Origin of the sequence: Mesorhizobium sp. M4B.F.Ca.ET.143.01.1.1 (assembly GCF_004792275.1) — a bacterium.
Classification (GTDB): Bacteria; Pseudomonadota; Alphaproteobacteria; order Rhizobiales; family Rhizobiaceae; genus Mesorhizobium; species Mesorhizobium abyssinicae.
In genome coordinates this window covers 185,140-198,029 of the sequence record NZ_SRSR01000010.1, presented here as the reverse complement: position 1 = coordinate 198,029, position 12,890 = coordinate 185,140, and the positions used below count along the sequence as shown (strand labels likewise).

Here is a 12,890-nt window from a genome sequence, read left to right as displayed (position 1 = left end):
GCCTCCCGTCAGGCCAGCAGGCTCGTCGCCTCGTCCTCGGCGAGAAGCGGCGGCTGGTCGACGGTGCCATTGACAGCAACCGATCCGCGGCGCTCGCCCGAGGCGAGGATCGCCTCCATGATCTCCAGCACATGCAGCGCCAGTTCGCCGGAGGCGCGCGGCCTCCTGCCCTCGGACAGCGACCGGACCATATCGGCGACACCGAGCATGCGGTAGTTGGCGCGGTCGGGCGCGGCATAGGGCCAGTTGCGCGCGCCGTAGAGCTCGCTGTCGCTCTCGAAATCCTTCCACTCGGCGCCGCGCGCCGACAGCGAGACGGTGCCGCCGAACGTGTCGGGATCGGGGAGTCTCAGCGAGCCCTCGGTGCCGTGCAGTTCGATCGGATGGTTGGAGTGCCTGAAGACATCCCAGGAGGCGCCGAAGGTGACGCTGGCGCCGGAGCGGAATTCGAGCAGCGACAGGATGTTGGTCGGCGTGCCGACCTTGAAGCTGGTGTTTTTGAAGGGACCGTCGGCGGTGATCAGCCGCTCCTCCTGGCCGCGCGTCGCCATGGCCATGACGCTGGCGACCGGGCCGAGCAGGTTGACCAGCATCGTCAGGTAGTAAGGGCCCATGTCGAAGACCGGGCCGCCGCCGGGCTGGTAGTAGAATTGCGGATTGGGATGCCAGTGCTCCATGCCGCGCCCCATCATGAAGGCGGTGCCGGTCACCGCGCGGCCGATGGCGCCCTCATCCATCAGGCGGCGCGCGCGGCGCCCGGCGGCACCGAGGAAGGTGTCGGGAGCCGAGCCGAGCAGCAGGCCGCGGCTGGCTGCTTCGGCGACCAGCCGGCGGCCGTCGCCGGCCGAGGTTGCCAGCGGCTTTTCGGTGAAGACGTGCTTGCCGGCCGAAAGCGCCGAGAACGAGATGTCGAAGTGCGCCGCCGGTATCGTCAGGTTGAGGACAAGGTCGATGTCCGGGTCGGCCAGCAACGCGTCGACGCCGAGCGCGCGGATGCCGTATTCCTTGGCACGGAGCGCCGCCATGTCGGCGGAAATGTCGGCACAGGCGCGCAACTCCATCCCGCCGAACAGAGCCGCATTGCGCAGATAGGTCATCGAGATGTTGCCGCATCCGATGACACCGATGCCGAGCTTTGTCTTTGATTTTCCGTGCATTTTCGATCGTACCTCCCAACGCGGCCACGGCTTGGCCGCACCCTGGCGCAAGCAATGGATCACAATCGAAAGCCGCTATACAACATTTTAATTCTTGACGCGCGTAAAAATTTTATGGAGCATATGAAAACGCTGACGCAGCAGGATTTTGAAAACAACCGATTGGGGAATTTTGAACTCATGAGCCTCGGAACCAAGGTGCGCCTTGCGCGCCTCTTCTCGCATCCATCGGGGAACCTTTTTGGCGGCGCGGTCGACCACTTCGTCGGCTATGGCGACGTGCGCAAAGGCGGCCTTGCCGACCTGCCGGGGGCGCTGGCGCGCGTCATGGCGGGCAAACCCGACTATGTCAGCATCCAGCCTGGCACCGCCCGCCATTTGTGGCCGCAATATGCGGGCAAGGCTTCCCTGGTGATCCAGGCGGGCTGCTTCACTCCGGACGATCGCATCAGCGAGCTGATCGCAACGCCCGAGGATGCGGTGCGCGCGGGGGCCGATGCATTGGCAGTGGCCATTCCGGTGCGCGGCGCGACCGAGGGCAAGTACATACGCTGGCTGACCGATTCGGTGAACGCGGCGGCTCGCTACGGCATGCCGGTGGTGGCGCATATCTACCCTCGCGATTTCACCGACGGGGCGAAAATCGTCTTCACCCCCGACGAGATCGCCTATGCGGCGCGCATCGGCTACGAGTCCGGCGTCGACGTGATCAAGATCGGCTACACGGGCGATTTCGAGTCGTTCCGAGAGACCGTCCGGACCTGCCCGGTGCCGGTTGTGATCGCGGGTGGTCCGAAGACCGATACGCTGCTCGGCGCGCTTCAGCAGACGGCGGACGCCATCCGTGCCGGCGCGCGCGGTGCCGTGGTCGGCCGCAATCTCTGGGGGCATGGCGATCCGCAGAAGGCGGCGCTTGCCTTTCGCGGCGTCATCCATGACGGCCTGTCGGCAAAAGACGCCCTGGCGAAGGCGGGTGCCTGAACCATGCCCGCCGTCCCCTCGATCCTCGGCTTCGGCGCTATTGCGATCGACGACATCGTCTATGTCGATCAGCCGTTGTCGGCGGGCAAGGGAAAGGTTCTGCAAAGTGCCCGGGCTTTCGGCGGAAATGTCGCGACGGCGCTGGCCGCCGTCGCGCGGCTCGGCGGAACCGCCGGGTTTGTCGGATGGCTGGGCAGTGCCGCGGACGACGCCGTGCTGTGCGATCTCGTTGCGAGCGGCGTTGAAACCGCATTCGCACCGCGCCACCCGGACGCGCGCCCGGTGCGCTCGCGCATCACAGTCGGCTCGGACGGGGAACGGTTCATCGCCTATGACGACGAAGCGATGCTGGGCACCACGCCGGACTTTCCGGACGATATCCTCAGCCGGGCAGCCGTCCTGATCGTCGATAGCTACGCGATCCGGTCGCTGGATGTCGTGGCCCGGGCTCGCGATCTCGGCCTTGCGATCCTCGGCGATATCGAATGGAGCAGCGGCCCGGACACCCAGAGGCTGATCGCGCTCTGCGACCATCTCATTCTTCCCCTCGGCTTTGCGCGGACTGCCACGGGCCGCCGATCGCCGGCCGAGATGCTCGATGCGCTATGGTTGCCGTCGCGGTCCGCCGTGGTTCTGACCGATGGCGGCAGGGGCGTCTACTATCGCGGGCGCGACGAGACAGGGCTCTGGCACCTGCCCCCGCACCGGGTTGACGTCGTCGACTCGACCGGCGCCGGTGACTGCTTTCATGGCGCCTATGCCCATGCATTGACGCGCGGGGCCGACACCGCAGGCCGGGTCGCGTTCGCGGCCGCGGCCGCAGCCCTGTCCGTAACGGGACGTGGCGGGCGCGAAGCGCTGCCCACCAACGACCAGGTCACGAAACTTCTGACCTCTGCGAACGCTCCGTCAGCGGTCGAACTGAGACTTGTGGAGGAGGAAGATGGCAGAAGTCATTCTTGAGAATATCTGCAAGACCTACGGGAACAATTTTCACGCCATCGACCAATTGAACCTGTCGGTCGAGGACGGCGAGTTCCTGATCCTCGTCGGCCCGTCCGGCTGCGGTAAATCCACCGCGTTGCGAATGATCGCGGGGCTGGAGGACGTCACCAGCGGCAGCCTTCGGATCGGCGGCGTCGACGTCGTCGACATGCCGCCCAAGGACCGCGACATTGCCATGGTCTTCCAGAGCTATGCGCTCTACCCGCACATGACAGTGTTCGAAAACATCGCCTTTTCGATGCGGCTGGCGGGCAAGCCGAAGGCCGAGCGCAGGAAGCGCGTGGACGAGATCGCCAAGACCCTGCAGCTGACGTCGCTGCTGGACAGCAAACCCGCGAACCTTTCAGGCGGACAGCGTCAAAGGGTTGCCATGGGCCGCGCCATGGTGCGCGAGCCGGCCGCCTTTCTCATGGACGAACCCCTTTCCAATCTGGACGCGAAACTGCGTGTCCAGATGCGCGCGGAAATCACCAGCCTGCAAAAGCAGCTCGGCGTCACGACCATATACGTGACCCACGACCAGACCGAAGCGATGACGATGGGTGACAGGGTCGCGGTGTTGAAGGGCGGCGTGCTGCAGCAGGTCGACACACCCAAGCGGCTCTATGAATCGCCGGTGAACGCCTTCGTTGCCGGCTTCATCGGTTCTCCTTCGATGAACCTTTTCGAGGCGACCCTGACGGGCGACGAACTGACGTCCGGCACCTTCGGCGTCCGGCTGCAGGATGCAGCCTTCGTGCGCAGGCCGGGCTTGAGGTCGTATGCGGGGCGCAAGGTCGTGTTCGGGATCCGCCCGGAGCATCTCTATGACAGCAGCCTCGAATCCGGCCGCAAGTATCAGACGATACCGGCAAAGGTGACCTCGATCGAGGAACTCGGGTCGGAACATATCGTCCATCTGAACATCGACGCGGTCCGGGTGGACTCCGGCGACCCGGACGCGGTGGAGGATTACGGCCTGACGTCGAACGCGGTGGCGAAATTCGAACCGGACAGCGCAGTCCGCTCCGGCTCGGAAATCCGGTTGGCCCTGGATGACAGCAAGCTCCATTTCTTCGATCCCGAGACGCATCTGGCGATCTGAAGAATTGCGGCAGAGCCGGCGGGCGAGAGCGAGGCGCCCGCGAATGAAGACTTCTGAATAAACCAGACGATCGTCCGCATTGTGCAGCCGATCTTAAAGAAGGAGGAGAAAATGACGTTTCGGATAAGACCCGCGGTGCTGAAAATGGCCGCGGCCGCATGGTTGCTTGGCGCAACCGGCGCCATGGCGGACACGACGCTGGAGTTCACCCAATGGTGGGAGCCTGAGCTGCCCGCCGGCTCGCTGCGGAAAATCATGGACGAATTCGAGGCCGCGAATCCCGGGATCAAGGTGACGCTGGTCAGCGGCCCCTATGCGACCACGCGAGACCAGATCTCGGTTGGTGCTGCGACGGGAACGCTTAGCGACGTCGTTGGTCTCGACGGCGCCTGGGTCAACAATCTGAACGCGCAGAACGCGCTGGCCGACATGAACCCGATGATGGATGCGAGCGGCTTCGACAAAGCCCAGGTCGCGGACATCATCAAGGTGGACGGCAAAGCGGTGATGTTTCCCGTGGCTTCGTTCGTCTATCCGGTCTTCGTGAATTTGGACCTCGCCGCCAAGGCGGGCGTCACCAAGCTGCCGTCGACCCGCGCGGAGTTCCTCGAAGCCGCCAAGAAGATGACCCAGGCCGACAAGAACCAGTATGGCTGGGTGTTGCCGCTGTCGCTGCAGACGCCGTCCGGTGTCCAGAACGACATGATGTCGTGGGTCTGGGCGTCGGGTCAATCGATGATGGCGGACGGCAAGCCCGCTCTCGAGGCCAAGCCGGTGGTGGATATGCTGACCTTCGTCAAATCGCTTAATGACGCGGGCACCATCTCGCCCGGCATCGCCACCAAAACCGAACAGGAAAAGGTCGAGGAATTCGTCAACGACCGGGTCGGGATGATGATCGACTCGCTCGCGCATGTGAACCTCATCCGCAAACGCAATCCCAATCTGAACTTCGACCTGATCCCGGTCCCGGTCGTGGAAAACTACGACGGCAAGCGCGGCCTGCCATACGCCTCCTGGGGCATCGGCATCTCCGCGGGCTCGAAACATCAGGAAGAGGCCTGGAAACTCGTCCAGTATCTGATGAGCGAAAAGGTGAACGCCAAGCTCGTGTCGCTTGCCAACGCCTTCCCCGGCAACGTCAACGCCAAGCCAGATTTCGTGACCTCCGACAAGGCATTCGGCAAGGCTTTCGAAATCTTCAAGACCGGCTATCTTGCCAATGAGTTCACGGGCCTGCCGGTGGCGGAAGACCTGATGACCCAGTTCGACGTGCAAGCCCAGAAGATGCTCGCCGGCGAACAATCTCCGGAAGAAGCCGCGGCCAACGCTCAAAAGGGCTGGATGGCGAAATTCTGATCGGCCTGTTTTGCGATCTCTACCGGGCGGCCTGACTTCGGGCAGGCCTCCCGGCAACAACGCATCGGCAATGCGGACGGACCCGTTTCCGAAGCTCCCCTTCTCTTGAAGGCGTATCCCAAGGTTGGCATATGACCCCGCAGAAGCGCTCCCACCATCGGCTGAAACGAGCGGTCGCACCCTATCTCTATCTGTCGCCCTCGCTCATCATCATCAGCCTGCTGATGCTGCTGCCGATGGTGACGGTGATTGGCTATTCGTTCCAGAACAGCGCGGTGCTGCGGCGCGACCCTTCCTTTGCCGGACTGAAACACTACCAGGCGATCTTTGCCGATCCCGTGTTCTGGGCTTCGCTGTGGCACACGCTCTACTTCACCTGCATGAGCGTCGTCTTCCACATGACCATCGGCATGATCTTCGCGCTCATGCTGAACAGCGACCGCATCAATCCGACGCTGCGCAATATCCTGCGCGTGCTCTACATCCTGCCCTGGCTGTTCACCGCCGTGATCATCGCGGTGATCTGGCGCCTGCTGCTCGAGCCCAACGGCGTCGTGAACAGCATCCTCATGCAATTGGGCATCATCGGTTCCAAGGTCGAGTGGTTTTCCTCGCCCGAGACGGCGCTGCACGCCGTCACCTTCGCCAATATCTGGGCGGGGTACCCGCTTTTCATGGTCAGCCTGCTCGCGGGCCTGCAGGGCATTCCCAAGGATTTCTACGAGGCCGCCGACATCGACGGCGCGAAGGCCTACCAGAAGCTGATCTTCATCACCATTCCGCAGCTGATGCCGATCATCATCAGCATCTCGCTGCTCGATTTCATCTGGACCATGCAGGTCTTCCCGTTGATCTGGATAACGACGGGCGGCGGTCCGATCTACTCGACCGAGGTGCTGAGCACCTACACCTACAAGCTGGCGTTCTCGAGCTACAACCTGTCCCAGGCGGCGGCGAGCGCCGTGATCATCCTGCTGATCTCTCTTGGCCTGACGCTGTTCTACATCCGTTATCAGAAGGCTCGGTAGTCACCATGAGGAAAAGGCACACACCGAAAGATCGACTGATCACCGTCGCGCTGCATGTCGCGCTTGCCGCCGGGCTGTTTTTCGCGGCTTTCCCGATCTACTGGATGCTGACCAGTTCGTTCAAATCGAATACCGAAATCTTTGCCCTGCCGCCAACCATCCTGCCGAAGGCCTTCACGCTGGAAGCGTATGCGGCCATCCTTGGCGACCCAGTAAAACTGCGCTTCTTCTTCAACAGCTATTTCGTTGCCGGAGCAGTGACCGTGCTGACGGTGCTGATCGCGTTGCTGGCAGCCTATGGGTTCAGCCGCTTCAACTTCCGCGGCAAGGGCAGCCTGAACACGCTCATCATCAGCACGCAGACGATTCCGCCGATCACGCTTCTGATCCCCTTCTTCGGGCTAGTCGTCTCGTATGGCATCTTCGACACCTATGTCGCGCTGATCGTGACCTATCTGGTGTTCACGCTGCCCTACGCGATCCTGCTGATGACCGGGTATCTCAACACCTTGCCGCGCGATCTCGACGAGGCCGTCGCCGTCGACGGCGGCAGCAGCTGGACCGCACTCTGGCGGGTGATCGTCCCGATCTCGCTTCCCGGCATCGTGGCGACCTCGGTCTATACCTTCCTGTTGTGCTGGAACGAGTTCCTCTTCGCGCTGACGCTGACGAAGTCGACATCCATGCGCACGGTCCCGATCGGCATCCAGCTGCTGATGGGGCAGCACGCTTTCGAATGGAACCAGATGATGGCGATGAGCGTGCTCGGCTCGCTGCCGCTCCTGCTCATCTACCTTCTTGCCCAGAGGTACTTCCTCGCCGGGATGACCGCGGGCTCGGTCAAGTAGACGTCCATCCCATGAAGACGCAAAGCGACATCACGGAATGGGCGGTATCAAGGATTGAAAGGATGAACGTGAAAGACCTCAAAGTCGGCTGCCAGACCTTCACCTGGGAAATGCTCGGAGACCGTTTTGCCGGCGGCCCGGACGATCTCCTGAAGGCCATTTCCAATGGCGGCTATGCCGGCATCGAGATCACCGACACGATGATCGGCCGCTACGCCGGCAAGCCGGCGGAATTTGCCGCCGCGCTGAAGGCCACCGGCCTGACGCTGGTCTCCTTCGCCTTCGGTTCAAAGAGCGGCTTCACGCTGAAGGACCAGATTGGCGCCGACCTCGAAACCGCAAGGCGCTGGATCGACTTTGCCGCGGCCTTTCCGGGCGCGCTTGTCTCGATGGGCTCGGCGACCGTCGTCTCCGACGGGCCGCGCGACGACAAGTTCGCCATTGCGGCGGAATTCTATAGCAAGGCCGGCGAGATCGGCCGCGAGGTCGGCGTCCAGGTCGCGGTGCATCCAAGCTCGCACCACAACACGCTGCTCTTCGACCGCGCCGACTACGACCGCATCTTTTCCCTGCTGGACGCCTCGCTGGTCGGCTGGGTGCCGGACACCGGGCACATATTGCGCGGCCACAAGGACATGGCCGACACGCTCACCACCTACCGTGACCGCATCCGCTACGTGCACCTGAAGGACGTCGACGCCGGCGGCACCTGGGCGATGCTCGGCAAGGGTGTCTGCGACACGGCGAAGGTGATCGAGATCGCGAGCGCGGCGCCCAACTTCAACGGTTGGCTGGTGCTGGAGGAGGAATCCGAGACCGCCGCCGCCGATCCAGCCGGCGCGGTCAAGACCAACCGCCAGACCATGCGCGGATACGGAGCCTGAGACGATGATCCGCAAGCAAGACCGTCGCCTTCGTGTCGGTGTGCTCGGCTGCGGGCCGATCGCGCAGTTCGCGCATCTGGAATCCTGCGCGAAGGCGAGCAACGCCGACCTCTACGCGATCTGCGACGCCGCGCCCGACCTGCTTGGGCGCATGGGCGCGACCTATGAGCCGCAGAAGATGTATGGCGACTTTGACGAGATGCTCGCCGACCCCGCGCTGGAAGCGGTGATCGTCGCCACGTCGGATGCCTATCACGTGCCGATGTCGATCAAGGCGCTGGAGGCCGGCAAGCATGTGCTGTGCGAAAAGCCGATCGGCGTCTCGGTCGAGGAAGGCGAGAAGCTGGCCGAAGCGGTCAAGCGCTCGGGCAAGGTGCTGCAGGTCGGGCACATGAAGCGCTTCGATCCGGCGCTGGAAGCGGCGCGCGATTTCGTCCGCGACGAGATGGGCGAGATCCTGGCGCTGAAGGCCTGGTATTGCGATTCCACGCATCGCTACACCAACACCGACGCGGTGCAGCCGCTGCCGGTGACCAGCAAGCTGGCGCGGAAGCCGGCCGGCAACCCGAAAGCCGATCTCAGGCAATATTTCATGCTGGCGCACGGCTCGCATCTGGTCGACACGGCGCGCTTCCTCGCCGGCGAGATCACCGCCGTGCGGGCGCGCCTCAACGAGCGCTTCGGCGCCTATTGCTGGTTCGTCGAAACCGAGTTCGCCAATGGCGCCCTCGGCCATCTCGATCTCACCGTTGCCGTGCGCATGGACTGGCACGAAGGTTTCCAGCTCTATGGCGAGAACGGCTCCGTGATCGCGAAGACCTTCAATCCCTGGTATTTCCGGGCGAGCGAGGTCGACATCTTCCACGAGAAGGACGCGACCTCGCGCAAGCCGCTCGGCGCCGACGGCCACTTCTTCCGGCGCCAGATCGAAGGCCTCGCCGAAACCGTGCTCGACGGCAAGCCGATGCGCGGCGCCAATGTCGAGGACGGGCTCGCCTCGATCCGCGCCATGGTGGCGATCGCCCGCTCGGTCGAGAGCGGCGAGCGCGTCGAGATCGCCAGCGTGACGGGAGCGGTCTGATGCAGGTCGGGGTGTTCGCCAAGACCTTTCCGGGCACCGAGCCGGCCGGCGTGCTTGCGTCCGTGCGCGATGCGGGCTTCGCGGTCACCCAGTTCAATCTCGCCTGCGCCGGCCTGCCATCGATGCCGGATGCCGTCCCCGACGAGGCAATCCGGACTATCAAGGCCGCCGCCGAAGCTTCGGGCGTGGCCCTTGTCGCGTTGTCGGGCACCTACAACATGGCGCATCCGGACAAGGCGGTGCGCCACGACGGCTTGCGCCGGCTGGCGCTGGTGATCGAGGCGGCCGCCAGGCTTTCCACGCCGCTGGTGACGCTCTGCACCGGAACACGCAACCCCGACGACCAGTGGGCGCATCACCCCGACAATGCCGACCCCTCGGCCTGGGCCGATATGGCGCGCCAGATGGAGAAGGCGCTCGAGATTGCCGAGCGCCACGGCGTCGACCTCGGAATCGAGCCCGAGCAGGCCAACATCGTCACCTCCGCCGCCGACGCGACGCGCCTGATCGCCGAGATGGGCTCGAAGCGGCTGCGCGTCGTGCTCGATCCGGCGAACCTCTTCGAGCAGGCGGATGCCGCACAGGCGCGCGCCATCGTCGCCGATGCGGTCGAACGCACGGCCGGTCATGTCGCCATGGCGCATGCCAAGGACCGTTTCGCCGACGCCCGCTTCGCCACGGCCGGCCACGGCGTGGTCGACTTTGCCGACTTCATCACCCGGCTGAAGCGCACCGGCTTCGATGGGCCGCTGGTGACGCATGGGCTTTCCGCCGAGGAAGCGCCCGGTGTCGCCCGTTTCCTGAAGGGGCTGGTGTGATGGCGACGCTCTCTCGCGACGGCGCCACGCTGCGGTTCACCGACGCCGGCGAAGGTCTGGCGGTCGTCTTCCAGCATGGGCTGGGTGGCGGCGAGGCGCAGGTCGCCCAGACCTTCCCCGCCGGCTTCCGCCGCATCACGCTGGAATGCCGCGGGCATGGCGGCTCCGGCCTTGGCGAGCGGCGCCCGTTTTCCTTCGACATGTTCGCCGACGACGTTCTCGCGGCCGCCGATCGGGCCGGCCTCGACCGCTTCATTGCCGGCGGCGTCTCGATGGGCGCCGGGATCGCGCTGCGGCTGGCCTGCCGCCATCCGAAACGCGTCGCCGCCCTGGTCATGGTGCGGCCTGCCTGGACCTTCGCGGCGGCACCGCCGAACATGCAGCCCATAGCCGAGGTCGCCGAACTGATCCTCGAGCATGGGCCCGACAAGGCGAGGACGATCTTCGCGCAAACGGCGACGGCCACGCGCCTCTATCACGAGGCGCCCGACAATCTTTCCTCGCTGCTCGGCTATTTCGACCGGCCCGACGCCAAGGCCTTCGCGCAGGTGCTGGCCAATATTGCCGCCGACGGACCGGGTGTTTCGCAACACGAAGTGGCCGCGCTCGCCATTCCGGCGCTGTTCGTCGGCAATGCCATGGACGCTGTCCATCCGCTGTCGAGCGCCTACACGCTTGCCGCCACGATGCCAAACGCGGTTTTCGCCGAGGTCACACCCAAGGCCCGCGACAGCAAGCAGCATTTCAGTGAGTTGCACACTGAGATCACCACGTTCCTCCAGTCCCACTCGAAAGTCCGGAGCCTCATTCCGTCATGACCAGCAAATCCCTCTCCGGCCCCGCCGCAATCGCCGCCCTGCCGCGCAACAGGCTGCTCGGCGAATTCTCGCTGTGGTCGGCCGACCTCGCCAATATGGAGCGCGACCTGAAGCGCATCGAGGCCTATGCCGACCTGCATCACGTCGACGTCGCGGATGCCCGCTTCACCCCCGGCTTCCTGTTCTTCCCCGACCTCGTGGCGCGCATCGCCAGGCTGACGGCGAAGCCGATCCATGTGCATCTGATGGTCGAGGCCGAGATCGTCGAGGCGCAGACGCGCCAGTTCATCGAGGCCGGCGCCGACCTCGTCACCATCCACGCCGAGAATGGCGAAGCGGGCCTACGCGCCGTGCGGCTGGCGCGTGAACTCGGCGCCGAGGCCGGCGTCGTGCTGCGGCTGGAAACGCCTGTCGCGGCAATCGTCCCGTTCCTGGCAGAGGTGGCGTTCGTGACGCTTCTCGGCACGTCGATCGGCGTCAAGGGCCAGAGCCTGTCGGAGCAGGCCTGTCCGCGCCTGATCGAGGCGCGCGCGCTGATCAGGAAGGCCGGGCGCGAGGCCGATATCATCCTTGCCGCCGACGGCGGCATCCGCCACGAGACGGTGCCCAGCTTGCGCGCCGCCGGCGCCGACACGGTGGTGCTTGGCTCGCTTGCCTTCGGCGACCCCGACCTCGCGCAGCGCATGGCCTGGCTGCACGGGCTGAAGGCCGCCGCGTGATGAACACGGTCGCGCTCGCTTTCGATCTCGGCGGCACGGAGCTGCGCGGCGCGCTGGTCGAGCGCAGCGGCGACGTCATCGTCCGCGTCTCGGCGCCGACGCTTGCAGGTGCCGGATCGGAGGCGGTGATCGGCCAGATCATCACGCTGGCGGACAAATTGCTCAAGCAGCACCCGCAGGCCAAGGTCGTCGGCATCGGCATGTGCGCGCCCGGCCCGCTCGACCCCAAGGCGGGCATCGTCATCGGACCGCCGACTCTGGCCGGCTGGCACAATGTGCCGCTGATCGACATCCTCAGCCGGCAGTTCGGCTTGCCGGTGCGGCTGGAGAACGACGCCAATGCGGCAGCGCTCGGCGAATGGCGCTTCGGCGCCGGCCGCGGCACCGGATCGCTGGTGTTCGTCACCGTCTCGACCGGCATCGGCGGCGGCGTGGTCGCCGACGGCCACATCTATCACGGCAGGCGCGGGCTGGCGGCCGAGATCGGCCACATGACAATCACCGGCGAAGGCGACCGCTGCTTCTGCGGCGCGGTCGGCTGCTTCGAAGCGGTCGCCTCCGGCACGGCGCTCGGGCGCCAGGCGACGCGGCTGACAGCGCCCGGCGACGGATCGCTGCTCCGGCGCCTTGCGAAGGACGGCGACATCTCCGCCCGCCATGTCGTCGAGGCCGCGCGGACGGGCGACGCGACCGCCCGCCAACTGGTCGAGGCGGAAGCCAGATGGCTCGGCATCGGCTTCACCAATCTTCTGCATCTCTATTCGCCGGACCTGATCGTGATGGGTGGCGGCCTCGCCAATGGCTTCGACCTTTTGGCTCCGGGGATCAGGGCGACGGTCGAGGAGCGCGCCATGCCGGCCTACCGCGACGTGCCGATCGTGCCGGCCGAGCTCGGCGACCGGGCGGGCCTGGTCGGCGCGGCCAGCCTGATCCTGTGGGAGGGCGAGCCCGGCACGGCGCTGGCGATGGTGCAGAACGACGAGACCAGGAGCGGCGCCGGCGGGCAGGATGAGCCAGCGTTGGCGCCGCGGGCCTGAGCAGACCCTTCTTCGTCATTCCAGGGCGAGAGCAGAAGCGAAGCGACGTCGCGGAGACCCTGGATCCACAC

The 12,890-nt window shown here is 65.2% G+C and carries 13 protein-coding genes; 12 read left to right on the top strand and 1 reads right to left on the bottom strand.

Going from position 1 to position 12,890, the window contains the following annotated elements; all coding sequences use genetic code 11:
• Positions 1-8: 8 nt before the first annotated feature.
• A complete protein-coding gene (locus EN786_RS23880) occupies positions 9-1,157 on the bottom strand; it encodes a Gfo/Idh/MocA family oxidoreductase (RefSeq protein WP_127309047.1) in 1,149 nt (382 codons plus the stop codon).
• Between the two features lie 180 nt (positions 1,158-1,337).
• Here EN786_RS23880 and EN786_RS23875 point away from each other — a divergent pair, with 180 nt between their 5' ends.
• From EN786_RS23875 to EN786_RS23820, 12 genes are all read left to right on the top strand, one after another.
• Positions 1,338-2,138, top strand: a complete 801-nt coding sequence (locus EN786_RS23875) for a class I fructose-bisphosphate aldolase (protein ID WP_127309046.1) — start codon at positions 1,338-1,340, stop codon at positions 2,136-2,138.
• Positions 2,139-2,141: 3 nt separating this feature from the next.
• Positions 2,142-3,101 carry a PfkB family carbohydrate kinase gene (locus tag EN786_RS23870; RefSeq protein WP_127309045.1) on the top strand — a complete coding sequence of 320 codons (960 nt, stop codon included), beginning with the start codon at positions 2,142-2,144 and terminating at the stop codon, positions 3,099-3,101.
• A complete protein-coding gene (locus EN786_RS23865) occupies positions 3,082-4,227 on the top strand; it encodes an ABC transporter ATP-binding protein (protein ID WP_127309044.1) in 1,146 nt (381 codons plus the stop codon). The genes EN786_RS23870 and EN786_RS23865 overlap by 20 nt, the downstream gene beginning before the upstream one ends.
• 111 nt (positions 4,228-4,338) lie before the next feature.
• Positions 4,339-5,586 carry a sugar ABC transporter substrate-binding protein gene (locus EN786_RS23860; protein ID WP_127391400.1) on the top strand — a complete coding sequence of 416 codons (1,248 nt, stop codon included), beginning with the start codon at positions 4,339-4,341 and terminating at the stop codon, positions 5,584-5,586.
• Positions 5,587-5,717: 131 nt separating this feature from the next.
• Positions 5,718-6,614 carry a sugar ABC transporter permease gene (locus tag EN786_RS23855; protein ID WP_127309042.1) on the top strand — a complete coding sequence of 299 codons (897 nt, stop codon included), beginning with the start codon at positions 5,718-5,720 and terminating at the stop codon, positions 6,612-6,614.
• Between the two features lie 5 nt (positions 6,615-6,619).
• Positions 6,620-7,462, top strand: a complete 843-nt coding sequence (locus tag EN786_RS23850; RefSeq protein ID WP_127309041.1) for a carbohydrate ABC transporter permease — start codon at positions 6,620-6,622, stop codon at positions 7,460-7,462.
• A 62-nt stretch (positions 7,463-7,524) separates the two neighbouring features.
• A complete protein-coding gene (locus EN786_RS23845; protein WP_127309040.1) occupies positions 7,525-8,346 on the top strand; it encodes a sugar phosphate isomerase/epimerase in 822 nt (273 codons plus the stop codon).
• 4 nt (positions 8,347-8,350) lie between these two features.
• Positions 8,351-9,427 (top strand): Gfo/Idh/MocA family oxidoreductase, encoded by a 1,077-nt coding sequence (locus EN786_RS23840; RefSeq protein WP_127309039.1) that lies wholly within the window; start codon positions 8,351-8,353, stop codon positions 9,425-9,427.
• Positions 9,427-10,245 carry a sugar phosphate isomerase/epimerase gene (locus EN786_RS23835; RefSeq protein WP_127309038.1) on the top strand — a complete coding sequence of 273 codons (819 nt, stop codon included), beginning with the start codon at positions 9,427-9,429 and terminating at the stop codon, positions 10,243-10,245. Before EN786_RS23840 ends, EN786_RS23835 begins: the two co-directional genes overlap by 1 nt.
• Entirely contained in the window at positions 10,245-11,063 is an 819-nt protein-coding gene (locus EN786_RS23830) for an alpha/beta fold hydrolase (RefSeq protein ID WP_127309037.1), read from the top strand. The genes EN786_RS23835 and EN786_RS23830 overlap by 1 nt, the downstream gene beginning before the upstream one ends.
• A complete protein-coding gene (locus EN786_RS23825) occupies positions 11,060-11,782 on the top strand; it encodes a ribulose-phosphate 3-epimerase (protein WP_127309036.1) in 723 nt (240 codons plus the stop codon). Before EN786_RS23830 ends, EN786_RS23825 begins: the two co-directional genes overlap by 4 nt.
• Positions 11,782-12,819, top strand: coding sequence for an ROK family protein (locus tag EN786_RS23820; protein WP_127309035.1), 1,038 nt, complete (start codon positions 11,782-11,784; stop codon positions 12,817-12,819). Before EN786_RS23825 ends, EN786_RS23820 begins: the two co-directional genes overlap by 1 nt.
• Positions 12,820-12,890: the final 71 nt, after the last annotated feature.